The following is a 24,050-nucleotide window of genomic DNA, read 5'->3' on the forward strand; positions in this document are numbered from 1 at the left end:
GAACGCTATAATGGAAATAAGGACAGGAGGTGCGAACAATGCGTATTGGTGAGCAGATAAAAAACTATCGAAAAACTGAGGGATTAACACAAGAACAGGTGGCAAATTATCTGGGTGTTTCTACTCCTGCGGTAAATAAATGGGAAAAGGGAAATACATATCCGGATATCTCATTACTTCCAGCTTTGGCACGATTATTGAAAATTGATATGAATGAATTGTTTTCGTTTCGTGAAGAATTGACCGAAAAAGAGATTGGACAATTTGTGAATGAACTTTCGGAAGTTTCATTGGACAGCTTTACAGAGGCTTTCGAGATGGCATCTCGTAAAATACAGGAGTATCCTCATTGCGACTTATTAATATATACGATCGCAACCGTTCTGAACGGATCTTTGACTTTGTCAGATCTTAATGGCGAAGAACGAATGGAATATAATACAGCTATTATTGAGTGGCTGGAACGAACAGCAGACAGTCAGGATGAAAGAGTGAGAAATTCAAGCGTTTTTATACTTGCAACAAAATATGTCCAAATGGAGAAATATGAAGAAGCAAATGCCCTTTTGAAAAAAATTCCTGATACTGTAATTGATGCAACGATTATGAAAACAAGTGTATTAGCACATCAGGAAGGAACAGACACTGCTGCGTTATTCCTGGAAGGGAAACTGCTACAGGCAGTTGTCAATATTCAAAGCTACTTGTATAAGTTAATTGAAATGGAAGAAGAAACAGGAAATCATGATAAAGCAGAGAGAATTGCTGAGATTACAGATCACATGATATCGTTGTTTGGACTATGGAATTACGGCAACACAGTGCCATATCTGCTGATTGCTGGATATCGAAAAGATGTAGAAAAATGTGTTCAGTTAATTAAGCAATTATTAAGTGAATCACAGAAGCCTTGGAATATGACACAATCCCCTTTGTATTACAGGTATGAAGATACTGCACAGGGAAAAGCCTTTTCGGGAGTTGGAAAAAATTTTGTTCGTGAATTGTATTCGGAAATTGAAAATAAGAAAGAGTATGAATTCTTGAGAGGGAATAAGGAACTCGAATTAATTTTTGAGGAACACTTGAAATAGGTTGTAAAAATGTATGGAAATAGATATAGTTGAGAAAGAAGAAAATTTTTGACATTTCCACAGATGCGTGCTAATATGATTATAGAAAAAGAGTGCTACCGATAGACGGTTAGTCCGTTTTACTATTTAGAATATCATCAAAGATAACCGCTTAGTTTACCAGACCAGGGCGGTTATTTTTGTGGTTTATGATTATCTTTGCCTAATGTATATCCGATACTAAAGCAGGTTAAGCCGAAGCTCACTACTGCTATGAAGTCAATAATACTCATTGGCTTAGCCCTCCTTTCCAATGGATTCCTTTACAGGTTTCTATGTAATCAGAGGGTCACAGTCCCTCTGGAGAAGGACTAACCGCCTACCGTTATGGTAGCACCCATGTTTCGATTATAACAGTTAAAAATTACCGGTGCAATATAAAGTTGGTAGAGAAGTATCTAGTATCTACAGAAGAAAATCGGTTTGAGTATTCTCCGGTGCCAAAACGGTGCCAAGAAATCAGGCAAATCAAAATAGGTGGTGCAATTCAGCCGTTTTTCACTGTATTTTGGAGAGAAAACCATAAAAAATATGAGGTAAAACGGGATTAAAGTATCGTGAAGGTGGACGTACTGTAGGATCAGGACGTGTTGCTACAATCATCGAGTAATACAATCTGAATATAGATTTGTTATCGCAAGATAACGTTGCGTCCAAACGTAAGATACCCCGGAACCGTAAGGTTTCCGGGGTTTTTCTGTTGTGTAAAAGTTTAAAATAAGGCTGTAAAGAATAGCGAATAAATTAAAAACAGGCAGGTATGGGAAGAAAATGAAAACCTTCGCATATCTGCCTGTGATACTGTTATGATACTATTTCTGTTCGTTATTGGAAAATTTCTGTGTTAAAAGTTCATCTCGTTTACGGATTCGTGTCTCAAAATCCAGTTCTTCAATTTCTTTATGGGTGACAGGTTTGGAAGTGTAGTATTCCAACGTCTGCTTTTTCCACATATCAAACATATCTTTGCCTGTGAAATAAGATTCCAGGCTTTCTCTGTTCTCCTGCAGATCAGCAAGAAAATTACACATATCTGCGTTTAAAGAATGTTCCGGATCATTTCCATAAAAGCGAAGTCCGGCATACCATTTCTGTGTTTCTGTTTCTATATCACCGGGAAGTTTATTATTTATATCCAGTTCATACCGGAGTTCATTGGATTCATTCATCTGCAATAAAACCCAAATAATATCGCTGAGAGTAGAAATCTGTACTTTATTTTCAGATAATCCAAATAACCAGTCCAAAGAGACATGAAATTTCTGAGCAATAGTCAATAACACATCATTGGAGGGAGTAACTACACCATTTTCATAACTGGATAAAGTTGACTGACGTATACCGATAGCTGCGGAAAAGTTTTTTTGATTCATCTTCAGATCAGTTCGCAGCTCTTTTATTTTTTCTGAAATAGATGATTCCTGCATATTATCCACCTCCTTAAAAGCTATGATTAGTATATCACAAATGATAAAAATCAACAATATAGAAAAATATCATTCATACAGATAAAAATTATTGACAATAATTATTTAAAATGATATAGTATCAGTGAAAATGATAATTATAGATAAGGAGGAAATGATATGCAGAGACAGAACTATATGATTACAGCGGAAGAAGTTGCAGAGAGCATGGGGATTTCACTTGGATATGCTTACAAACTGCTTCGCAAACTGAACAAAGAGCTTGCAGATCAGGGATATGTAACCGTTTCGGGCAAGATACCGAGGGCATTCTGGGAAAAGAAATTTTATGGATATTCCCAGATTGCAATGTAAGGGGGTGAGAAAGTATGGCAGCATACAAAGATGAAGAAAGAGGAACCTGGTATGTTTCATTTTATTATGAGGACTGGACAGGAGCCAAAAAGCGAAAAGTAAAAAGAGGATTCCGCACTAAGAAAGAAGCATTAAATTTTGAAGCGGAGTATAAAAGAACAGCGAAAGCAGACATGGATATGACAATGGGAGAGTTTGTAGAAGTTTACTTCCGAGACAAGGCTCAGTCATTGAAGGACAGGAGTATCAAGAATAAAAGAGATACGATGAATGCTCAACTGTTACCGTATTTTAAGGACAGACCGATGAACAGTATCACACCAGCAGAGATTATCCAGTGGCAGAATACGATTATTGAAAAAGGATATTCAGATGATTATCTGAAAACAATACAGAATCAGATGACGGCATTGTTCAATCATGCGAAGAATATCTACAATCTGGCAGATAATCCCTGTGACAAAGTAAAACGTATGGGAAAGACTTCAAAAAAGAAAATGAAGTTTTGGACAATTGAAGAATATCGGCAGTTTATGACCGGAATAGAACCGGGAAGCAAATATTATGTGCTGTTTGAATTATTATTCTGGACAGGAGCGAGAGAAGGCGAAGCACTCAGCATTACACCTGCTGACATTGATTTTGAAAGGAATCTACTTCATATCAATAAAACTTACTACCGTATGCATGGAGAGGACGTGATTACATCTCCCAAAACAGAAGAATCGAACCGTACGATTTCCATACCGGAATTTCTGAAAAAAGAGATTCAGGACTATATTAGCAGACTGTATGAGTTGCCCGAAGATGAACGGATTTTTCCAATGGTTCATGAAGCGGTACAGCATAAGTTAAAACAGGTGGTTCAAAAGACCGGAGTAAAAAAGATAAGAGTACACGACATTCGTCACAGTCATGCGGCATTTCTGATTAATAAGGGAGTGCAACCATTGATGATTAAAGAAAGGTTTGGACATACGGACATTCGCATTACATTGAATACTTATGGGCACTTATATCCAGATCAGCAGAAAGTGGTGGCAGATATGCTGGATGATGAAAATATAAAAAGCTCCGGAAGTACGAACAACCGGAGCAATGTGACAAATGGGGACGAATCCACAAATGTCAACCCTAGACAAGTTGATTATAGCAGGGATTCTTCCAGAGAACAACAGAGAATTGGCGAGAACAGTTGGGAAAATGGAGGAATTGATGGAACAGAGAAATGAGAATAAAACAGAATTGAAAATGATAAAGATGTCAGATGTCCAGTCCCAGACAGTGGACTGGCTCTGGTATCCATTTATCCCTTATGGGAAATTAACAATCATTCAGGGTGATCCGGGCGATGGAAAAACTACGCTGATATTAAATATTGCAGCGAGATTGTCTAAAGGAGAAGGTCTGGATAACGATATGAAAGTAACAGAACCAGTAAATATTATTTATCAGACAGCGGAAGATGGGCTGGCAGATACGGTAAAACCCAGACTGGAGCTGGCAGAAGCGGTCTGTGAAAGAATCATGGTTATAGATGAAACAGAAAAATCACTTTCCATGATAGATGAGAGACTGGAAACTGCTATCAAACGGACTGGTGCGAGAGTGCTTATTTTAGATCCGATTCAGGCATACCTTGGAGGAACAATGGATATGAACCGGGCAAATGAAGCAAGGGATATGACAAAAAGATTGAGCTTGCTGGCAGAAAAGTATAAATGTGCAATTTTATTAATCGGACATATGAATAAAGCTGGTGGAAATAAAGCTGCATATAGAGGAATGGGTTCGATTGACTTTTTTGCAGTAGCCAGAAGCGTATTACTGGTAGGAAGAATAGAGGGAGAACCGGACTTAAGAGCAGTGGTTCAGATTAAAAATAATCTGGCTGCATTTGGACATTCCAAAGCATTTCGCCTGACAGAAACCGGATTTGAGTGGATAGGTGACTATGAAATCACAGCAGATGAGGTGCTTGGTGGAATTGCTCCAAAGGTAAATAAACTGGAACAGGCAAAAAAGATGCTGAGGGAACTGGCAGAAACATCAACTTCTGTACAAAGCAGAGAAATCTTTGATATGGCAGAAGATTTGAATATTTCTAAAAGAACACTGGAAAATGCAAAAAAGGAACTTGGAATTAAGGCAAGACGAATCGGTAATTCCTGGTATTGGGATTTAGATAAAGTTAAGCCGGAATAAATTAAGGGTGCAACATTGCAGAGTATATAGAAAATGCGGAATTAAAATGCAAGGTTGCAATCTGTAAAGACATTGCAGTGTTGCGTCCTTACATAAATTGTAAGAAGGTGAGAACTTGAAAAACGTTATGATTCCAGAGGAGTTATTTGGAAAGATTATAAAATATCATTTACTGGATCAGGAACAGGAAGCAGATGATATAAGAAAAGGTTTGGAGAAAAAGCTGGATGCAATGGTAAATCGTGAGGTATACAGTAAATCCAAAACTGCACCAACAGAAGAAGAACGGGAAAAGTTCCGGCAGGAGTATCTGGACAGAAAAGGAATGCAAGAGAGCTTTCGATGGTAACAGTTCGTGTTGATTACCTTTTTACAGGAGCGTGTCACGCCCCTGTGAGAAGTAAACAAGAAGAAAGTTGGTAAGGTGCAGACGGAAAACTATGGCTGGAATGTGAGATTACTGTAAATTTGATAGTTGTGAAGAAGGGAGAAAGATACAATGAAACAGGGAAGATTAGGATATAACAGCAGTAATGACAGATATGGATTGTTGGCATCAGACTTATGGATTGATACGGGATTTCACTGTGGAGAAGGTCTTGAGGTGCTGGTTGATGATAAGTGGGTACGGACAAGAATGGAGATGAATCCGGCAAGAGAATGGTATCTGGTGGGAACATCATATTGCGGAGATCTGGAATATGTACAGGCAAGAATACCGGAATAATTTGATTGGATAGCCCCCGGCAGGGCGCAAGGGTACTTTTGATGGACGGTACGGCTGTCGAAAGTGCTTTTGCGTTACTTTTGACAAAAGTAACAAAACCGCCGTATCCGGCGAAAATTTCTTAATATCGCCATGACTGGCGTAAATAAAAATTATGTGCTATCTGGCACTTGCTCAGAAAAGAGGTGAGAAACATTATGATAAAACGAACAATTAGCGGTATGATAGGGAAAGGTTCTTTGGCCCATAACAGGAGAGAGTTTTTCGCAGAGAATGTAGAACCGGACAGAGTACAATTAAATATTTGTTACCAGAATGAAAATCTGAAGGAAGTCTATAAAGAGTTATTTGATGATGCTGTGGGGAGATACAACATCGGAAAAAGAAAAGATCGGCAGATTACAAATTACTATGAAAAAATTCGGCAGGGAAAACAAGAGAAGTTGTTCCACGAAGTAATTTTTCAAATTGGAAATCGAGAAGATATGGCTGTCGGAACAGCAGAAGGAGATCTGGCTGTAAAAATACTGGATGAATATGTAAAGGACTTCCAGAAGCGGAATGCAACGTTACGGGTATTTGGGTGTTATCTACATCAGGATGAGTCTACTCCACATTTACATATTGATTTTATTCCTTATGTGACTGATTGGAAAGGAAAAGGAATGGACACCAGAGTTTCGTTGAAACAGGCATTAAAAAGTCTTGGATTTCAAGGTGGAAATAAGCATGATACAGAGTTGAACCAGTGGATGAACCATGAAAAAAAGGTCCTGGCAGAGATTGCAAAACAGCATGGCATTGAATGGGAACAGAAAGGTACTCATGAGGAACATTTGGATGTTTATAACTTCAAGAAGAAAGAGCGAAAAAAGGAAGTACAGGAGCTGGAGCAGGAGAAAGAGTATCTAACTGCAGAAAACGAAGAACTGACAGCACAAATTGCGGAATTCAGAGCAGATATCCAGATTTTAAAAGACGATAAGGAACAGGCAAACAGGGAGAAACAAGAAGCAGAACAAAGGGCAGAGGACGCAGAAAAAGAAGTAAAAAGTCTGGAAGAGCGTCGAGATGTGCTGCAGCCGATTATGGATAATGCCAGTAAAGAAATAAAAGAATATGGAATGATTAAGACGTTTTTACCGGAGGCAGGAACATTTGAACGTGCAGTACCTTACAGAGAAAATAAAATCAAGCCATTGTTTATCAAGATGAAGAATCAGATTGCTACATTAGCTGGAAAGGTTGTAGAACTTAACAAAACGATAGAAAGCTGGAAAAACAAATATCAAAAATCTACGGAGAAATGTGATGATATCCAAACGCAGTTAGATGATGTGCGTAAAGAAAATGGAAAATTATCAAATGATAATCAACGTTTACAAGAGATTTCGGACAGATATGACAGAGTGGTGCGTATTCTGGGAATGGAAACTGTAGAGGATGTGGTGCAGCAGGACATTAAAGAACAAAGGGCACTGGAAGAAAAACGGCGAATGGAGCAAATGCCAAAGGGAAGCGTTCTGAAACAGTTGAAATGGGCGACTCAAAAGAGTCAGATTGAAAACCAACAACGTAAGAAAAATAGAACAAAATACAAAGGATTGGAGATTTAGACTATGAAAAAACAAATTTATGATGAAAAAAATGGAATGAGCTATACGTTGCATGGAGATTACTATTTGCCGGATCTGGTTTTAAGAGAAGAAGAACCGACATATGGAAAATATGGAATGTTACGAAAGCAGTTCTTAAAAGAACACAGATCAGCAAGGTATCAGTATTTGTTATTGACTGGAAAGCTGAATGAACATCTGAATCAGACTGATCAGGAAGCTAGAGAACAGGTGGAAACGCTTATGAAACAGATGACAGAAAAACAGGGTGTAACTGAAGAATTAAAGGCACAGGATCAGATGGAGTGGGTCAGGCTGATGAATAATATAAAAGCTAGTGCAGAAGAAATTGTATTGAAAAACATGATATATGTGTGATTGCGAGGGGATAAGAACGCTTTTTTACATTTTTGTATATTAGAATAGAACTTTAGAAAGCACTATGGTAAAATAAAGTGAAGGTAAATTGAAAGTTATCAAAACAAAGATAAAAACGCAACGTGCATCTTTGATGTGCCAGAGCCGGTAGGTAGCCCGGCCGTCCTATATAAATAGGGTAAGTAACCTGCCCCTCCGGGTTGTCCATTCTTTGTTCAATAAATTTTAGGAGGGATTTTTATGGACAAAGTAAATGGAAGATTGACGGTATATTTTGAAGAACCATTTTGGGTAGGCATATTTGAGCATATTGAAGATGGTAAATTATCTGTGGCAAAGGTAACATTTGGCGTAGAACCAAAAGATTATGAAGTGCAGGAATATATTCAAAAATACTATTTCGGTTTGAAATTCAGTCCAGCTGTTGAAGCTATTGTAAAGGATATAAAAAGAAATCCGAAACGGATGCAGCGTTCAGCAAAAAAGCAGATGCTGGAAACTGGCATTGGCACAAAATCGCAACAGGCGTTGAAATTACAACAGGAACAGAACAAGCATGAGCGTAAAGAGAGAAGCCGAAAGAAAAAAGAAGCGGAAGAACAGCGAATGTTTGAACTAAAACAGCTAAAGAAAAGAGAAAAGCATAAGGGACATTAAAAGTCCTTTGAGCTTTTTCTCAAATTCGGGATTTGGAGGTATAAACAATGAGGAAATATGAAAAGTGTGGAGCAAGTATGAAATTAGATTTAAGACTTAAAGTTAATGGCGGTGGCTATGGGATGGTTGTTCGTGTAGATGAAAAACAAAAGGCGACAACTATAGATGATGTTAGAGTTGCAGTCTGCCCAGAATGTGGTTATACAGAAATGTATTTAGAGGATTTAACGAAATTGAAATCTTAAAAGACAACTTTCAGATTTTTAGAATTAAGAAAAACGGAATTTAGGGAGGGGTCTATAATTGAAATTAGCAGATTTAGCAACAGGTTCTGATTGGATAGTGTGGATTGTCTTTGTAATATTTGCTGTACTTTCTATAGTTTTACTTTCTGGACACGGAAGCTGGTTTATTTCTGGATATAATACAGCTTCAAAAGAAGAAAAGAAAAAATATGATGAAAAGAAGTTATGCAGGACAATGGGAGTTGGAATGTCTATTATAGCAATTCTTGCATTAATTATGGGCTTGCTTGAAAATATTTTGCCTGCATTTTTTGTATATATTGCATTGGGGATTATTTTGATTGATGTCGTGGTAATTATCATTTTAGAAAACACACTATGCAAAAAGTAATAACTTCTGGTTTGAGGAATTGACTGAAAGGAAGGCATTATATGTTCTATATTTATATTATTTTTGACTTTGCAATGGCAGTGATTATGCTTTTATTTGGAATATGGTTTTATAGGTCAAAAGGACAAGCATCCAAATTCTTGTCTGGTTATAATATGAAATCAGCAGAAGAACGAAAAAAATATGATGAAAATGCTATGTGTAAGGCATATGGGAAGAGAATGATGTTTATGTCAATTCCTTTTATTGCTGGAATGATTATAGATATTTGGCATATAGGAATCGGTTGTTTAATTGCATGGGTGATATGGTTTGTTATGTTTATTCTGCTACTTATGGATAGACATAAAAGAGAAGGTTAATTTATAGAGGAATAGAATGCTTTTGGGGTGAAAATACCGTTTATTTGTTTTAGACATACGATGTCTGGTTGAAAATTAGCGGATTCTCGTTTTATGTCGTGGTAATTTTGATACATATTGGTAAGCTGTAAGTGGAAGAGAGGTAGAGACATGGACACAAAAAAGATTGGAGCTTTTTTAAAGCAATGTCGTAAAGAAAAGAATCTTACACAAGAGCAGCTTGCTGAAAAGTTTGGAGTATCTGCAAGAACAGTTTCCAGATGGGAAACAGGTGTTTCCCAAACAAAAAGATATTAAGAAACAGCCCATGTTTACCTGCTTGCAAACAAAAGAATATTGCTACTAGACTAAGAGATACTACATAAGTGTGTTGGTATCTCTTTTTTGTTGCCGTGAAACAGCAGACTATTTCATTTCTGCTTGATTACCTTAAAACTTATTAGTCTATGGTTTGTCAAGGGCTTGTTGCGTGAGAAATGCTGAATATCACCCTTTACAAAACATAGGCTGATAAGTAACTTTTCAAAAGCAGAAAAGAAATGGCAATGCTTATAACAATATGATATAATGCAGATGAAGACAAAAAAGGAATTTGTCGAGCTGGTTAGTTCGAGATAATTTTGAGTTTGTTAAGATGTGGTGCACTTGATGGAATCACAGGTACGACATCATATTATGGAGGATGAAATAGATGATAGGTTTGATTGTTGCGAGGTCAAAGAATAATGTTATAGGCAAGAATGGTAATATACCATGGAAAATAAAGGGAGAACAAAAGCAATTTAGAGAGTTAACAACGGGTAATGTGGTTATTATGGGGCGAAAGTCTTATGAAGAAATCGGTCATCCGTTGCCTAATAGAATGAATATTGTTGTTTCCACCACAACAGAGTATCAAGGAGATAATTTAGTTTCAGTTAAATCATTAGAAGATGCATTATTATTGGCTAAAGGACGAGATGTATACATATCTGGTGGATATGGACTATTTAAGGAAGCTTTGCAAATAGTAGATAAAATGTATATCACAGAAGTAGATTTAAATATTGAAGATGGAGATACATTCTTTCCAGAATTTGATATCAATGATTTTGAAGTTTTGATAGGGGAAACACTTGGTGAGGAAGTGAAATATACGAGAACATTTTATGTAAGGAAAAAATGAATTGAGTAAATTTTGGATTTAGGGTGTTTTCATAAATATATTGCTTTTTATGCATATATAAATTGTTGTAAGACAAATTCCAGTTTGTATGGGGCGATAAAATCAGAATTTGAGAGAGGATTGAATATGAATAAGGAATGGTCTGAACTTAATAAAACAATGCAGGCACAAATAAAAAAGAAAGATACTTATAAGAGGGGTATTGATACTTTACTTACTTTACGAAGTCAGTTAATACAAACCTTAGTATCTTTCAAAGAAGAATTATGCAGAGAAGATTTTAACTCAATCCCCTTCATAAACGCTGATGGTTATCATAGTAAGACGATTGCTTATTCTATTTGGCATATTTTCCGCATTGAAGATATAGTTGTGCATACAGTGATAAATGAAGATGAACAAGTATTTTTTGCAGGCAATTATCAAGAGCGTATCAATTCACCTATCATTACAACAGGAAATGAACTCATGAAACAGCAGATTGCAGACTTTTCAAAACAGCTTAATCTGGAAGAATTATATTTATATATTTTCGAAGTATGGGAAAGCACTGAGAAAATGCTTGAACGGTTATCTTATGATGAATTGAAAAGAAAAATACCGAAAGAAAGAAAAGGATACTTAGAATCGTTGAATGTAGTAAACGACAATGAAAAAGCAATTTGGCTGATTGATTATTGGTGTAATAAAGATATTTGTGGACTAATTCAAATGCCGTTTTCAAGACATTGGATTATGCACACAGAAGCCTGTTTGCGTATAAAGAACAAGATACATTCATAGGCAAAAATTTCAGTTTGTAGAACTAAGGAAATTGGAATTTAAGGAGGAATAAAGTATGGTTAGTGATTTTATAAGAGCAGCATTTCCATGGATTTTAATGGGTTTATTTGTAGCAATCAGTTGTTCCCTTATGAGTAAAAAAGAGAAATAAATTCCTGTTTGTATTTATAAAAGAGAAAAAATGAGAAAAGTAGTTTTATTTATTGCCATGAGCCTTGACGGATATATTGCGGACGGTAATGGTGGAGTAGCTTGGCTAAATGGTCATGGAAATGACAATGAAAACATCGACACTTATACAGAATTTACCAAAGATATAGATACTGTCTTAATGGGGTGGAATACTTCTCATCAGGTTGTTACTGAACTTTCTCCGCAAGAATGGGTATATAATAAATTTACAACTTATGTATTAACACATAAAGAGTGCAATTCTTCCCAACAAATTCATTTTACAAGTGAAAATCCTGTTTTATTATTGGAACGGCTAAAACAAGAAGCAGGAAAGGATATTTGGATTTGTGGCGGAGCAAATCTTGTTCAGCAGTTGGTAAGCAAAAATATGATTGATAAATATTACATTTCTGTTATTCCTACTCTGTTAGGAAATGGGGTTCGTCTTTTGGGCAACATAGACAGGGAAATAAAGTTAAGGCTTTGTAAAACACAGACTTATAACGGAATAACCGATTTGATTTATATGCGTAGATAACTAGAGAGAAACAGAAAAGCTGTTAAACCGACGGAGCGATCCGACCACGTTGGCGGGAAAATCCTTAAGATTTTTCCGCCATGCTTGCAAGGGGGCGGTTCGCTTCGGCGGTTCGGCGAGCTTGCGAGCCGTTCAAAGCCCCCGTTATCTAACAAGGGGGGCACAAAAAACAAGAAACACTATACACTAACAAGCGGAAAACGCTGTATTTATAAGGCAAAACCCCATTTTTACAGTAGTGATATAAATTGTACCTATATCACTATGAAAATTGAATAGTAAATATGAGAAAGACAGTTGATTTCAAAAAATAAGAAATTGATTGTCGTTTTCTTTTGCAGAAATTTAAGTGCAGGCAATTATGGTAGTTGTCGTAATTGCTGTCAGCTCAGTGTTTATCACTGATGGTGTGAAAGATTTACGGTTGGAGATGTTCAATAAGATTATTGGTGCTTAATTATTTTTATTGTAGTGCTGATATGAGAATGTTATAATTGGGGTATAAAACATACAAATAAATTTGCTGAAAAATGAGGTATCAAAATATGGAAAATGAATTACTGGAAAACTTAGGAAGACTTCACACAACTGAACTTGGCGTTATTAGAATTAAAAAGAACTTATCTTTGAATGTAGAAAATGTAATTGAATGGTGCAAAGAAAAAATTAGCCTTTCTAATGCGGAAATCACAAGAAAAGGAAAAAACTGGTATATAACGATTGATAATTGTATTATAACGGTAAATGCGTACAGTTATACCGTTATCACTGCTCACAAGGTAAAATGATAAATTTTTCTATAAAGGAATTAAACGCATTTGCAGTTATTGGGCAGGAAGTAGAACTGACTAATTATCAAAAAAAGAATATTCAGATTAGTACACAGTTTTGGAGAAAGTTTAACAGTAGTTTGAAAAAAGCGTATCTTTCACAATCAGGAAATTGGGTAAAATATGCTTTTATGGAAAGAAGAAATGGAAAACTTTATTATTTCTGTTCTATTCCCCAAAGAACCATTACCCCAGAGGGCTTTCTGTATAAAGAAATACCGTCTTATAAATATTTGGTTGTGGAGCATATTGGTGCTATGGATAAAATATATGAAACTTATGGCAAGATTTATGAAGAAATTATTCCTAGTACATCGTATATTCCTATAAAAGATATTATCCTACACTTTGAAAAATACGATTATCGTTTTCATTGGAATAGTGATAATTCAGTTATTGAAATTTGGATACCTATTCAAGATTAGAAGCAATTTTATATCCATACACACAAAGCAGTTAGTCTTAGGATTGACTGCTTTTTCTATACAGATTTTTAATGACAGGCAATTATCAATTATGGTAGTTGCCTTTTTTGATTGGAGGAATTGAAGAATGAATGATAAAAACTTTATTGAAGAACTAAGACAAAAGCGTGAGGAATACGGAGTAACACAAACAAGGCTTGCTGTTGCCTGTGGTATCAGCCGTGAATATTACAACCGCATTGAAAAAGGAAAACAGCCATTGAATGACGAATTAAGAGAAATCATAGAAAAACAGATTGAGCGTTTCAATCCGCAAGAACCACTATTCTTATTGATTGATTACTTTCGTGTCCGCTTTCCTACTACGGACGCATTGGCGATTATCCGTGATGTATTACAACTGAAATCTAATTACATGCTTTATGAAGATTATGGAAAATACGGATATGAAAGCAAATATGTACTTGGCGACATCAATATCATGTGTTCCATGCAGGAGCATTTAGGTGTTTTATTGGAACTGAAAGGCAAAGGCTGTCGGCAAATGGAATGTTATCTGCTGGCACAGGAACGCTCATGGTATGACTTCATGCTGGATTGTATGACGGCTGGTGGTGTGATGAAACGGCTTGATTTGGCTATCAATGATAAAGCAGGAATATTGGATATTCCAAAGTTAAAGGAAAAATACAAGGCTGGCGAATGTATGTCCTACTTCCGTATGCAGAAAGATTACAGCGGTACAGAAAAATGCGGTAGCGATTTACCAAAGAATACAGGAGAAACCTTATATCTCGGTTCAACAAGTAGCGAATTATATATGTGTGCTTATCAGAAAAATTATGAGCAGTATGTCAAGAATGGCACAGAAATTGAAGATACGGAGATTAAGAACCGTTTTGAAATACGCATGAAGAACGAACGAGCCTATTATGCGGTTGTAGATTTACTGACCTATCGGGACGCTGAACGCACCGCTTTTTCTATCATCAATCATTATGTCCGCTTTGTTGACAGAGAGGACGACAAGCCAAAAAGTCAATGGATAACAAATGATGATTGGGCATGGTTTGTAGGGGAAAACAGAGAGCCGATACGCTTAACCACAAAGCCAGAGCCTTACACTTTACAAAAAGCGTTGCATTGGCTACAAAGACAAGTCGCACCAACCATAAAAATGGTACAGGCATTAGACAGAGAAAATCGTACAACGATACTGAAAGATATGATTGAGCAGGCAGAACTAAAAGACAAGCATAAACATTTATTACAATTAGAGAAATCAACCATAGAAGAACGTATAGATACCGCTGTTCCACAAGAGAATGACGGTATTTTTTAATGTAATTGAAAAATTTCAGATTTAGTCAGCAAAGAGCTGTTTTCATTCCCTATGTGAAGTGAAAGAAGAAAAATAAATTTTTTATTAAATCTGCAACAAAATGGCTACTTGCGTACAGATATGGTGCGAGAAAAGGAAATCTAAACTTTTTTTGAAAATAGGTCATTAAATCGGGGCTTGCTGTCCCTATATGAAGTGAAAGAAGAAAAAAGTTTTGAAAAAATGACGGAAATTCGTGATTAGTGGACAGTCTTCTGTGAAAAGAGGAAAAACATCATCATTTTGTATTCAAACAGGCATTAGCAGTTGAGTGTTGATGTGAAAAGATGAAAATACTTTGTTCTCAACTTAACAATTTAAGGTTTCCGTTCCCTATATGGTGCAAAGAAAATATTTCATTCTATTGTTGGCAGTAACGGTATGGTTTGGGTAGTTAGGGTGTGAAAAGGAAAATATTCTTTTTTCATCATCAACTTAGCAAAATGACATTTTCTATCCCTATATGGTGCATGAAAAGAAGTTAAAATTTTTCCATTTAAACTTAGCAAATGGACGTTTGCTGTACAGATAGTAGTGAAAAAGGAGAAAATCAACCGTTGATTGCCAAAATGAACCGTTCCATTTGTACTAATAATGGAAAAAGTTTTGGATTTTGGTTACGTTTCTCCTCTTTTCCAACGCGATATATAGGAAAGACGATTTTTTTCTTTCAATCGTTCTTTGACAACTGAATAAAGCTATTCAATACGTTTGACAGACAGCTAGCCGTTGAAACAAATACGCCACGACCTTTCCCCTGCAAGAGCGAGCGAAAACCTATTTGTGTTCTTGTAAAAGATTTGTCCTCTTTTATCGCCATGACCTGTACTGTCAGATAATGATACTCCCGTACAGCCACAGCTTGAGCATTAAGAGCGTCGCACGCAATGGGTACGGCTACATAAGAACTATGCAGAGGTGGAACTCCTGTGGGCTATGACAAAAGCCGTTGAATTGCTTAGAAAGATTTTACAGAAAGGGGGTATGTGTTATTGATAATGCTGTAAAAACAATTCAAAAGAAAAATGGCAAGTGTGGCATTGGCAACAGAGGAAAGACAAAGATTGTAGTAAAAGAGCATTTTTCCGAAAAGGGCAAAACAATGGAAGAACTTCTAACTGATGTCATGCTGGAAAAAGCAAAGCAGACAATCGCATAAAATCGGTGCAGTTGTAAGAAATAGATTGAATGACAAAAAGTACCCGTGTTATACTTTACTTGCAAGCAGGTATTGTAAACACGGGTTAGTTATAAAGGAGGATAACTGACAATGAAACAACAGATTTACAATACTGCACTTTATCTTAGGTTAAGCCGAGATGATGAATTACAGGGCGAAAGTTCCAGCATTACCACACAGAGAAGTATGTTGCGTTTATATGCAAAAGAACATCATTTGAATGTCATTGATGAATATATTGATGACGGCTGGTCGGGAACAAATTTTGACAGACCGAGTTTTCAAAGAATGATTGAGGATATAGAGGCAGGAAAAATCAACTGTGTTGTAACGAAAGACCTTTCCCGTCTTGGCAGAAATTATATTATGACAGGACAATATACAGAATTGTATTTCCCTAGTCATAATGTCCGCTACATAGCGATTGATGACGGTGTAGACAGCGAAAAAGGCGAAAGTGAGATTGCACCATTTAAGAACATCATCAATGAATGGGTGGCAAGAGATACAAGCCGTAAAGTCAAATCAGCATTTAAGACAAAGTTTGCGGAGGGGGCTCATTACGGTGCTTATGCTCCGTTAGGATATAAGAAACACCCTGACATCAAAGGAAAACTGTTGGTTGATGATGAAACAAAATGGATTATTGAAAAAATCTTTTCCCTAGCCTATCAAGGTTACGGAAGTGCAAAAATCACAAAGCAGTTAAGAGCAGAAAAAGTTCCGACAGCGTCATGGCTAAATTTTACAAGATACGGTACTTTTGCACATATCTTTGAGGGAAAACCCGAAAGTAAGCGTTATGAGTGGACGATTGCTCATGTCAAGGCGATATTGAAAAGTGAGGTTTATATCGGAAACAGTGTTCACAATATGCAGTCTACGGTATCGTTCAAGAGCAAAAAGAAAGTGCGTAAGCCCGAAAGTGAATGGTTTCGAGTAGAAAACACTCACGAGCCGATTATTGACAAGGAAGTGTTCTATCGTGTGCAGGAGCAGATAAAATCAAGACGCAGACAGACAAAGGAAAAGGCAACGCCGATTTTTGCAGGGCTTGTCAAGTGTGCGGATTGTGGTTGGTCTATGAGATTTGGAACGAATAAGACAAATAAAACGCCTTACAGTTATTATGCTTGCAGTTACTACGGGCAGTTTGGCAAAGGTAATTGTTCTATGCACTACATTCGTTATGATGTGCTGTATCAAGCCGTATTGGAACGCTTGCAGTATTGGGCTAAGGCAGTACAGCAGGACGAAGAAAAGGTATTGAACAAGATACAGAAAGCTGGCAATGCAGAGAGAATACGGGAAAAGAAGAAAAAGGCAAGTACATTGAAGAAAGCCGAGAACAGACAAAATGAGATTGACCGTTTATTTGCGAAAATGTATGAAGATAGAGCCTGTGAGAAGATAACAGAGCGAAATTTTGTGATGTTGTCCAGCAAGTACCAAAAAGAACAGATAGAACTGGAACAGCAGATAACAAGCCTAAGAGAAGAACTAAGTAAAATGGAACAGGATATGATAGGTGCTGAAAAGTGGATTGAGTTAATCAAGGAATATTCCGTACCAAAGGAACTGACAGCACCATTATTAAATGCCATGATAGAAAAAATCCTCATACATGAAGCAACAACGAATGAGGATAACGAAAGAATACAGGAAATTGAGATATATTACCGATTTATTGGAAGAGTTGAGTAATCAACAAGAGTAATATTTTTAACTAAGGGAAACCGGAATAAATATGCCAGATCTCAGTATACTTGTTCAACTTGCTGAATATTACGATGTTGAGCTAAGAGAGCTCCTGGATGGAGAAAGGAGCCAGACTATGAATAAAGAGATGAAAGAAACACTGGACAAAGTTGCGGTGTATGAAGAATGGGTGAAACAAAAAGCATTAAAGGCTGGAAATCTTGCATTTGCATCAATGTTTGTGATTGGTGTGTTAGCGATTATTATTCAGATGCTATTAATGGTGGATACTCGTTTGGTTTTGGGAGAAATAGTAACTGTCTTAGTAGGAGGAATCCTATATGTAGCTATTATGGTGTATAATGGAATATGGGATAAATGTCTGCCCAAAAGTGCTGCTATATGGCGAAATTTTCTCACCAGTGTAATATGTGCAGGAATTTTTACAGTCATCTATGGTATATGTTTATTTAGAATGGGAGCTACAGAAACACAGATAACACGATTGGCATTGGGATTTCTGATAGGTATTACTATTGTGTCATTTATTATTCTTAGGACCTTAGCATTTATTAATCGAAAAAGAAATCAGAATTCACCAAATGTTCAGGAGAGAAAAGAAACTTCCCAATCTAAGACAGAATGGACAAAGATTTATAATGCACAGAATATAGTAGAGACAGAACAACTTGTAGAAATGTTAAAGCAAAATGGAATAGCAGCTTTTTCTCAGGAAGCAGGTGCGAATGTTGCAATGCATGGGGCACCAGGATTTGGAATATATGGTGTGGATATATTTGTGAAAATCGATGATGCAGAGAAGACAGTACAGTTGATCAAGGAGATTAATAACCAAGAATGAAGAAAATTTTTGACATTTTCATACATGCGTGCTAATATGATTATAGAAAAAGAGTGCTACCGATAGACGGTTAGTCCACATACTTAATTGATTAAAAATAACCGTTCAGTTTGCGAGGCTGGGGCGGTTATTTTTGTGTCTTGTTATTATCTTTGCCGAATGTGTATCCGGCACAAAAGCAGGTGATGCCGAAGCTCACGACTGCAATAAAGTCCACAATACTCATTGGCTTAGCCCTCCTTTCCAGTGGATTCTCTTTCGAGTTTCTATGTAATCAGAGGGTCACAGTCCCTCTGCTGAAGGACTAACCGCCTACCGTTATGATAGCACCCATGTTTCGATTATAACAGTCAAGGTGGGAATCTGCAACCGGAAAGTTGACAGCTCATGAAAATCTGGCTGTGATACCGTTTTGATACTAAAAAATGAAGAGAACAGAAATATAGCGTAGAAATCCTATAACACAGGACAATAAAGACACGAAAATCACAGAAAATAATGAGATTTTAAAAACCTCACAAACGTGAAGGTGGACGTACTGTAGGATCAGGACGTGTTGCTACAATCATCGAGTAATCACTGATTAATATATATTGAGTACCGCAAGGTACATTGTGTCCAAACGTAAGATACCCCGGAACCGTAAGGTTTCCGGGGTTTTTCTGTTGGGCGGAAAGTAAAATCACCTATGAATTTTCAATGCGGAGATTAAAGGAAATTTATCAATAAGACTAAGTAAAGATAAATTTAAAATTGAAAAATAAGACCAGCGGTGCCAAAACGGTGCAAAAAAAAAACTCCTGCGAATGTTTGCTATTCACAGGAGTGATTTTTTTACCAGCCTTTGATTTGTTTGATCTGTTCAGCACGTTTCGGATCACGATGATATTGTAGTTTCAGACGGATTGTTTCCACAACTTCCGGTCTGATTTCATCATTAAGCTGATAGAATATTGAATGGGAACAGAAAGGTACTCATGAGGAACATCTGGATGTCTATAACTTCAAGAAAAAAGAACGGAAAAAGGAAGTACAGGAATTGGAGTAGGAGAAAGAGTATCTAACTGCAGAAAAAGAAGAATTAACAGCACAAATTGCAGAATCTAGGGAAGATATTCAGATTTTAAAGGAACAGAATCAGATGAAGTGGATCAGATTAATGAATAATATAAAAGCCAGTGCAGAAGAAATTGTATTGAAAAACATGGTATATGTGTAATTGTGATGGACGGTTGATAAGATCGCTCTTTTACATTTTTAACATTTTTTGTATAGATTAGAATAGCACTTTAGAAAGCACTATGGTAAAATAAAGTGAAGGTGAATCGAAAGTTACCGAATTAAGTTAATCGTGCCGTATGGCTTGATTATCAAAACAAAGATAAAAACGCAACGTACATCTTTGATGTGCTAGAGCCGGTAGGTAGCCCGGCCGTCCTATATAAATAGGGTAAGTAACCTGCCCCTCCGGGTTGTCCATTCTTTGTTCAATAAATTTTAGGAGGGGCTCAAATCGTCCAGTGGACGATTGCTCTGAGCCGACCGGAACGGAGTGGAGAAATTATGGACAAAGTAAATGGAAGATTGACGGTATATTTTGAAGAACCATTTTGGGTAGGCATATTTGAGCATATTGAAGATGGTAAATTATCTGTGGCAAAGGTAACATTTGGCGTAGAAACAAAAGATTATGAAGTGCAGGAATATATTCAAAAATACTATTTCGGTTTGAAATTCAGTCCAGCTGTTGAAGCTATTGTAAAGAATATAAAAAGAAATACGAAACGGATGCAGCGTGCAGCAAAAAAACAGATACTGGAAACTGGCATTGGAACAAAATCTCAACAGGCATTGAAATTACAGCAGGAACAGAACAAGCAGGAGCGTAAAGAGAGAAGCCGAAAGAAAAAAGAGGCGGAAGAACAGCGAATGTTTGAACTGAAACAGCGAAAGAAAAGAGAAAAGCATAAGGGGCATTAAAACTCCTTGGGCTTTTTCTTAAATCGGGCTTTATTGATGTGATTGATTTTGGTCTTAATGAAATATGCGTGAGGTAAGAATATGGGAATTATAAAAAATGCTATACCAATATTGGAGTTTGATACAGAACAGACAGCTGTCATAAGTCCTGTACATGAAAATTTACAACTCAATCTTCCGAAAAAGTGTGTATTCGCATTTCTTGGTAATTGTATAGATGAGTATGCGGACAAATCTGATACTAAACAAGTATCTTCTTTTATCAGTGTAACAAAGAGTTACCCTATTTATGTAACAAAATATAAAGGAGAGAAAATTGTTCTTTGTCAGGCACCTGTCGGTGCGGCTGCTGCTACGCAAATCCTTGATTGGCTAATTGGTTATGGTGTTTGTGAGATTATCTCAGCCGGTAGTTGTGGTGCACTTGAATATTTTGAAGAAGGTACATTTCTTGTGCCAGCCAAAGCATTGCGTGATGAAGGGACTTCATATCATTATGCTCCTCCATCCCGTTTTATGGAAACCAACGAAAGAGCCAGAATGGCTATTGAGAAAACGTTAGTTCAACACAACATGAAATATCAAGAGGTTATTACATGGTCGACAGACGGTTTCTTTCGTGAAACAAAAGAAAAAGTTGAATATCGTAAAAAAGAAGGCTGTGCTGTTGTGGAAATGGAGTGTTCAGCACTTTCAGCGTGTGCAGCTTTCAGAAAAGTAATATGGGGAATGATACTGTATACTGCAGATAGTCTAGCGGATGTTGAAAGATATGATGAACGACATTGGGGTGGTAATGCAGATGAGTATGCCCTTACATTATGTCTTGACGCTGTATTAGAAATATAGCTTCTAGTGGAATTTGGAGGGAGTAAATTCATGGCATTAAAATTAGTTAAAGGTAGTTTGCAATACAAAAATCAAATTATAATGCACAGAATATAGTAGAGACAGAACAACTCGTAGAAATGTTGAAGCAAAATGGAATAGCAGTTTTTTCGCAGGAATCAGGTGCTAATGTTGCAATGCATGGGGCTGAAATATATGGTGTGGATATATTCGTGAAAACCGATGATGTAGAGAAGGCAGTAAAGTTGATCAAGGAGATTAATAACCAAGAGAAAGAAGAAAATTTTTGACATTTCCACAGATGCGTGCTAATATAATTATAGAAAAAGAGTGTTACCGATAGACGCTTAGTCCGATATATGTTTTGACAAAAATTGCCGCTTAGTTTACCAGACCAGGGCGGCTATTTTTGTGGTTTATTATTATCCTTGCCAAAGGTATATCCAAGACCAAAGCAGGTTAAGCCGAAGCTCACTACTGCTATAAAATCAACAATACTCATGGCTTAGCCCTCCTTTCCAGTGGATTCTCTTTCGAGTTTCTATGTAATCAGAGGGTCACAGGTCTCCGTTTCACTTCGGTCGTTGCAAAACGAGTGCCATTGGCACTCTGCAACCATCTGGAGAAGGACTAACCGCCTACCGTTATGGTAACACCCATGTTTCGATTATAAAAGTCAGGACAGGAATCTGCAACCGGAAAGTTGACAGCTCATGAAAATCTGGCTGTGATACCGTTTTGATACTAAAAAATGAAGAGAACAGAAATATAGCGTAGAAATCCTATAACACAGGACAATAAAGACACGAAAATCACAGAAAATAATGAGATTTTAAGAACCTCACAAACGTGAAGGTGGACGTATTGTAGGAGCAGGTCGTGTTGCTATAATCATCGAGTAATTAGGCAGAGAACTTAACGAAAGCAAGTCATAAGACGCAGTTTGAGTTTAGTCGACTACTGAATATAGATCTGTTATCGCAAGATAATGTTGTGCCCAAACGTAAGATACTCCGGAACCATAAGGTTTCCGGGGTTTTTCTGTTGGGTATTATTTTGAGGATTCGAGTTTTGATTATTGGAGGAACAAAGAAGCTATGAAAGAAAAATTAAATTACAAAAATTTCATAAAAGAAATCATCATTTTAACCTGGGCAGTTGCCATTATTGCAGCAGCGGTTTATTTCTTTTTAGTGCCAAGTCACACCTCAGTGAGTAGTATTTCCGGTCTTGGAATTGTAATATCAAACTTTGTGCCATTGCCGTTATCTGCCATTACAATGATTTTAAATGTAGTGCTCTTGATAATTGGCTTTTTCACTTGTGGTCGAGAATTTGGAGCAAAGACGGTTTATACCAGTGTTGTCTTACCGCTGTTTATTGGCTTGTTTGAAAAAATTGCGCCAAATTTCGGTTCGATGACCAATAGTCAGGAATTAGATGTCCTTTGTTATATTTTAGTGGTAAGCATAGGACTTAGCATTTTATTTAATCGAAATGCCTCTTCCGGTGGACTTGATATTGTAGCAAAAATTATGAATAAGTATCTGAATATGGAACTTGGAAGGGCAATGTCTTTATCCGGAATGTGCGTAGCACTTTCAGCTGCGTTAGTGTATGATAAAAAAACAGTAGTTTTAAGTATTCTGGGAACTTATTTTAATGGAATGGTGTTAGATCATTTTATCTTTGATCATAATATCAAGCGTCGAGTTTGTGTGATTACAAACAAAGAAGAAGAGTTACGTAGATTTATTATTGAAGATTTGCATAGTGGAGCAACTATCTACGAGGCGACCGGTGCATATAAGATGCAAAAAAGAAATGAAATTATCACAATTGTAGATAAGACAGAATATCAAAAATTGATGAACTTTATTAATCGAGAAGATCCAAAAGCATTTGTGACGGTATATAATGTATCGAATATGAGATATCAGCCGAAAATGTAGATTATTAGTGTGTTGTAACTAAAAAAGGTTGATTGGGCAAAATACCTAGTTCAAAAAATAAAATACTGAAACTGAGTTTTCGTAAAAAAAGCCCTGACTTTTTCTAAAAGAAAATATTGCAATCAGTTAAATAAGAAGTTATAATTTAAGTTAAGAAAAAACAACAAAATATTTTTAGGCGAAGAGTACAAGATGCGATTAAGAAAAACAGTTGAGGAAACTGTTTGTTAATCGCATCTTTTTATTTGTGCAAGATAAAAGGAGAACAAGTATGGAATATTGGAAAATGTTAAGAGATAAAGTAGGGAACATGCCAATTATGTTAATGGCAGCAGGTGTAATTATACAGAATAAAGCAGGAGAAATTTTATTGCAAAAAAGATCAGATTCAAATAAATGGGGAATACCTGGGGGAATGTTAGATTACGGAGAGTCTGCTGAAGAGGCGGCAATCAGAGAAGTACATGAAGAAACAGGAGTAGATGTTGCTATTATAGATATGCTAGGAGTTTACAGCAAATATTTTCATAAATACGAAAATGGTGATACTATTCAGATGTGTAGTATTTTTTTTAGAGGAAAGATGGTTGGCGGAGAAGTGAAAATAGATCAAGAAGAAACCGTAGAGGTGAAATTTTTTGACGAAAGAAATCTGCCCGAAATTTTTCATCCACAACATGAGCAGGCAATTCAAGATTTTTTTGAAAAAACGATAGGAGTGTGGAGATAATCATTCAA

28 protein-coding genes and 1 pseudogene are annotated in these 24,050 nt (G+C 36.6%); 28 read left to right on the top strand and 1 reads right to left on the bottom strand.

The annotated features are described in order from the left end of the window. The first annotated feature begins 38 nt into the window (after positions 1-38). Positions 39-1,094, top strand: a complete 1,056-nt coding sequence (locus tag ACYQ2D_RS10400; RefSeq protein ID WP_055281939.1) for a helix-turn-helix domain-containing protein — start codon at positions 39-41, stop codon at positions 1,092-1,094. Between the two features lie 851 nt (positions 1,095-1,945). Here ACYQ2D_RS10400 and ACYQ2D_RS10405 read toward each other — a convergent pair. After that, positions 1,946-2,560 (bottom strand): helix-turn-helix domain-containing protein, encoded by a 615-nt coding sequence (locus ACYQ2D_RS10405; RefSeq protein WP_242998900.1) that lies wholly within the window; start codon positions 2,558-2,560, stop codon positions 1,946-1,948. Positions 2,561-2,719: 159 nt separating this feature from the next. Between ACYQ2D_RS10405 and ACYQ2D_RS10410 the strand changes: the two genes are divergently transcribed. From ACYQ2D_RS10410 to ACYQ2D_RS10540, 27 genes and pseudogenes are all read left to right on the top strand, one after another. Next, a complete protein-coding gene (locus ACYQ2D_RS10410) occupies positions 2,720-2,914 on the top strand; it encodes a helix-turn-helix domain-containing protein (RefSeq protein ID WP_008373524.1) in 195 nt (64 codons plus the stop codon). Between the two features lie 14 nt (positions 2,915-2,928). Further along, on the top strand, positions 2,929-4,146 hold the full coding sequence (locus tag ACYQ2D_RS10415) for a site-specific integrase (protein ID WP_117598188.1): 1,218 nt from the start codon (positions 2,929-2,931) through the stop codon (positions 4,144-4,146). Then, entirely contained in the window at positions 4,118-5,119 is a 1,002-nt protein-coding gene (locus ACYQ2D_RS10420; protein WP_459785378.1) for an AAA family ATPase, read from the top strand. The genes ACYQ2D_RS10415 and ACYQ2D_RS10420 overlap by 29 nt, the downstream gene beginning before the upstream one ends. Positions 5,120-5,234: 115 nt before the next feature. Continuing rightward, positions 5,235-5,468, top strand: a complete 234-nt coding sequence (locus ACYQ2D_RS10425; protein WP_330412578.1) for a complexin-2 — start codon at positions 5,235-5,237, stop codon at positions 5,466-5,468. Between the two features lie 150 nt (positions 5,469-5,618). After that, positions 5,619-5,846, top strand: coding sequence for a DUF5348 domain-containing protein (locus ACYQ2D_RS10430; RefSeq protein WP_008373529.1), 228 nt, complete (start codon positions 5,619-5,621; stop codon positions 5,844-5,846). A gap of 197 nt (positions 5,847-6,043) precedes the next feature. Beyond that, positions 6,044-7,462, top strand: coding sequence for a plasmid recombination protein (locus ACYQ2D_RS10435; RefSeq protein WP_459785379.1), 1,419 nt, complete (start codon positions 6,044-6,046; stop codon positions 7,460-7,462). A gap of 3 nt (positions 7,463-7,465) precedes the next feature. Continuing rightward, a complete protein-coding gene (locus ACYQ2D_RS10440) occupies positions 7,466-7,840 on the top strand; it encodes a TnpV protein (protein WP_118049259.1) in 375 nt (124 codons plus the stop codon). 240 nt (positions 7,841-8,080) lie between these two features. Then, entirely contained in the window at positions 8,081-8,497 is a 417-nt protein-coding gene (locus ACYQ2D_RS10445) for a YjdF family protein (protein WP_349067409.1), read from the top strand. Between the two features lie 47 nt (positions 8,498-8,544). Beyond that, on the top strand, positions 8,545-8,742 hold the full coding sequence (locus tag ACYQ2D_RS10450; protein WP_459785380.1) for a hypothetical protein: 198 nt from the start codon (positions 8,545-8,547) through the stop codon (positions 8,740-8,742). Between the two features lie 58 nt (positions 8,743-8,800). After that, complete coding sequence (locus ACYQ2D_RS10455; RefSeq protein ID WP_227209619.1) at positions 8,801-9,133, top strand: DUF3784 domain-containing protein; 333 nt, start codon at positions 8,801-8,803, stop codon at positions 9,131-9,133. A gap of 41 nt (positions 9,134-9,174) precedes the next feature. Beyond that, positions 9,175-9,495, top strand: a complete 321-nt coding sequence (locus tag ACYQ2D_RS10460; RefSeq protein WP_008373564.1) for a DUF3784 domain-containing protein — start codon at positions 9,175-9,177, stop codon at positions 9,493-9,495. A gap of 150 nt (positions 9,496-9,645) precedes the next feature. Next, on the top strand, positions 9,646-9,792 hold the full coding sequence (locus ACYQ2D_RS10465; protein WP_330422841.1) for a helix-turn-helix domain-containing protein: 147 nt from the start codon (positions 9,646-9,648) through the stop codon (positions 9,790-9,792). A gap of 394 nt (positions 9,793-10,186) precedes the next feature. Then, positions 10,187-10,682, top strand: a pseudogene (gene dfrF, locus ACYQ2D_RS10470) (trimethoprim-resistant dihydrofolate reductase DfrF). 104 nt (positions 10,683-10,786) lie between these two features. Continuing rightward, positions 10,787-11,443, top strand: coding sequence for a hypothetical protein (locus ACYQ2D_RS10475; RefSeq protein ID WP_002303420.1), 657 nt, complete (start codon positions 10,787-10,789; stop codon positions 11,441-11,443). 181 nt (positions 11,444-11,624) lie between these two features. Further along, complete coding sequence (locus ACYQ2D_RS10480; protein WP_002303421.1) at positions 11,625-12,155, top strand: dihydrofolate reductase family protein; 531 nt, start codon at positions 11,625-11,627, stop codon at positions 12,153-12,155. A gap of 545 nt (positions 12,156-12,700) precedes the next feature. Continuing rightward, a complete protein-coding gene (locus tag ACYQ2D_RS10485; protein WP_002303262.1) occupies positions 12,701-12,943 on the top strand; it encodes a DUF3781 domain-containing protein in 243 nt (80 codons plus the stop codon). Beyond that, positions 12,940-13,410 carry a GyrI-like domain-containing protein gene (locus ACYQ2D_RS10490; RefSeq protein WP_002303261.1) on the top strand — a complete coding sequence of 157 codons (471 nt, stop codon included), beginning with the start codon at positions 12,940-12,942 and terminating at the stop codon, positions 13,408-13,410. The genes ACYQ2D_RS10485 and ACYQ2D_RS10490 overlap by 4 nt, the downstream gene beginning before the upstream one ends. Before the next feature lie 127 nt (positions 13,411-13,537). Continuing rightward, positions 13,538-14,752, top strand: coding sequence for an XRE family transcriptional regulator (locus ACYQ2D_RS10495; protein WP_002303260.1), 1,215 nt, complete (start codon positions 13,538-13,540; stop codon positions 14,750-14,752). A 988-nt stretch (positions 14,753-15,740) separates the two neighbouring features. Beyond that, positions 15,741-15,950 carry a hypothetical protein gene (locus ACYQ2D_RS10500; RefSeq protein ID WP_002303258.1) on the top strand — a complete coding sequence of 70 codons (210 nt, stop codon included), beginning with the start codon at positions 15,741-15,743 and terminating at the stop codon, positions 15,948-15,950. A 111-nt stretch (positions 15,951-16,061) separates the two neighbouring features. Further along, positions 16,062-17,675, top strand: coding sequence for a recombinase family protein (locus ACYQ2D_RS10505; protein WP_002303255.1), 1,614 nt, complete (start codon positions 16,062-16,064; stop codon positions 17,673-17,675). 130 nt (positions 17,676-17,805) lie between these two features. After that, on the top strand, positions 17,806-18,531 hold the full coding sequence (locus tag ACYQ2D_RS10510) for a putative signal transducing protein (protein ID WP_459785381.1): 726 nt from the start codon (positions 17,806-17,808) through the stop codon (positions 18,529-18,531). A 1,120-nt stretch (positions 18,532-19,651) separates the two neighbouring features. Beyond that, positions 19,652-19,750, top strand: a complete 99-nt coding sequence (locus ACYQ2D_RS10515) for a TnpV protein (protein ID WP_443651268.1) — start codon at positions 19,652-19,654, stop codon at positions 19,748-19,750. 344 nt (positions 19,751-20,094) lie between these two features. Further along, on the top strand, positions 20,095-20,511 hold the full coding sequence (locus ACYQ2D_RS10520) for a YjdF family protein (protein WP_117457573.1): 417 nt from the start codon (positions 20,095-20,097) through the stop codon (positions 20,509-20,511). An 81-nt stretch (positions 20,512-20,592) separates the two neighbouring features. Further along, positions 20,593-21,360, top strand: coding sequence for a nucleoside phosphorylase (locus tag ACYQ2D_RS10525; protein ID WP_022302619.1), 768 nt, complete (start codon positions 20,593-20,595; stop codon positions 21,358-21,360). 119 nt (positions 21,361-21,479) lie between these two features. Continuing rightward, a complete protein-coding gene (locus tag ACYQ2D_RS10530; protein ID WP_243182792.1) occupies positions 21,480-21,650 on the top strand; it encodes a putative signal transducing protein in 171 nt (56 codons plus the stop codon). Between the two features lie 807 nt (positions 21,651-22,457). Beyond that, positions 22,458-23,312 (top strand): YitT family protein, encoded by an 855-nt coding sequence (locus ACYQ2D_RS10535; RefSeq protein WP_117457574.1) that lies wholly within the window; start codon positions 22,458-22,460, stop codon positions 23,310-23,312. A 271-nt stretch (positions 23,313-23,583) separates the two neighbouring features. Beyond that, a complete protein-coding gene (locus ACYQ2D_RS10540; RefSeq protein WP_117457575.1) occupies positions 23,584-24,042 on the top strand; it encodes an NUDIX hydrolase in 459 nt (152 codons plus the stop codon). Positions 24,043-24,050 lie beyond the last annotated feature (8 nt).

Source organism: Blautia stercoris (assembly GCF_054657695.1).

Coding starts and splice junctions, on each gene's coding strand:
- ACYQ2D_RS10430 (WP_008373529.1), top strand. CDS start 5,619: ATGAAACAGGGAAGATTAGGATATAACAGCAGTAATGACAGATATGGA.
- ACYQ2D_RS10505 (WP_002303255.1), top strand. CDS start 16,062: ATGAAACAACAGATTTACAATACTGCACTTTATCTTAGGTTAAGCCGA.
- ACYQ2D_RS10485 (WP_002303262.1), top strand. CDS start 12,701: ATGGAAAATGAATTACTGGAAAACTTAGGAAGACTTCACACAACTGAA.
- ACYQ2D_RS10420 (WP_459785378.1), top strand. CDS start 4,118: ATGGAGGAATTGATGGAACAGAGAAATGAGAATAAAACAGAATTGAAA.
- ACYQ2D_RS10525 (WP_022302619.1), top strand. CDS start 20,593: ATGGGAATTATAAAAAATGCTATACCAATATTGGAGTTTGATACAGAA.
- ACYQ2D_RS10450 (WP_459785380.1), top strand. CDS start 8,545: ATGAGGAAATATGAAAAGTGTGGAGCAAGTATGAAATTAGATTTAAGA.
- ACYQ2D_RS10520 (WP_117457573.1), top strand. CDS start 20,095: ATGGACAAAGTAAATGGAAGATTGACGGTATATTTTGAAGAACCATTT.
- ACYQ2D_RS10400 (WP_055281939.1), top strand. CDS start 39: ATGCGTATTGGTGAGCAGATAAAAAACTATCGAAAAACTGAGGGATTA.
- ACYQ2D_RS10540 (WP_117457575.1), top strand. CDS start 23,584: ATGGAATATTGGAAAATGTTAAGAGATAAAGTAGGGAACATGCCAATT.
- ACYQ2D_RS10490 (WP_002303261.1), top strand. CDS start 12,940: ATGATAAATTTTTCTATAAAGGAATTAAACGCATTTGCAGTTATTGGG.
- ACYQ2D_RS10535 (WP_117457574.1), top strand. CDS start 22,458: ATGAAAGAAAAATTAAATTACAAAAATTTCATAAAAGAAATCATCATT.
- ACYQ2D_RS10405 (WP_242998900.1), bottom strand. CDS start 2,560: ATGCAGGAATCATCTATTTCAGAAAAAATAAAAGAGCTGCGAACTGAT.
- ACYQ2D_RS10445 (WP_349067409.1), top strand. CDS start 8,081: ATGGACAAAGTAAATGGAAGATTGACGGTATATTTTGAAGAACCATTT.
- ACYQ2D_RS10480 (WP_002303421.1), top strand. CDS start 11,625: ATGAGAAAAGTAGTTTTATTTATTGCCATGAGCCTTGACGGATATATT.
- ACYQ2D_RS10410 (WP_008373524.1), top strand. CDS start 2,720: ATGCAGAGACAGAACTATATGATTACAGCGGAAGAAGTTGCAGAGAGC.
- ACYQ2D_RS10495 (WP_002303260.1), top strand. CDS start 13,538: ATGAATGATAAAAACTTTATTGAAGAACTAAGACAAAAGCGTGAGGAA.
- ACYQ2D_RS10510 (WP_459785381.1), top strand. CDS start 17,806: ATGAATAAAGAGATGAAAGAAACACTGGACAAAGTTGCGGTGTATGAA.
- ACYQ2D_RS10475 (WP_002303420.1), top strand. CDS start 10,787: ATGAATAAGGAATGGTCTGAACTTAATAAAACAATGCAGGCACAAATA.
- ACYQ2D_RS10440 (WP_118049259.1), top strand. CDS start 7,466: ATGAAAAAACAAATTTATGATGAAAAAAATGGAATGAGCTATACGTTG.
- ACYQ2D_RS10465 (WP_330422841.1), top strand. CDS start 9,646: ATGGACACAAAAAAGATTGGAGCTTTTTTAAAGCAATGTCGTAAAGAA.
- ACYQ2D_RS10415 (WP_117598188.1), top strand. CDS start 2,929: ATGGCAGCATACAAAGATGAAGAAAGAGGAACCTGGTATGTTTCATTT.
- ACYQ2D_RS10530 (WP_243182792.1), top strand. CDS start 21,480: ATGTTGAAGCAAAATGGAATAGCAGTTTTTTCGCAGGAATCAGGTGCT.
- ACYQ2D_RS10435 (WP_459785379.1), top strand. CDS start 6,044: ATGATAAAACGAACAATTAGCGGTATGATAGGGAAAGGTTCTTTGGCC.
- ACYQ2D_RS10460 (WP_008373564.1), top strand. CDS start 9,175: ATGTTCTATATTTATATTATTTTTGACTTTGCAATGGCAGTGATTATG.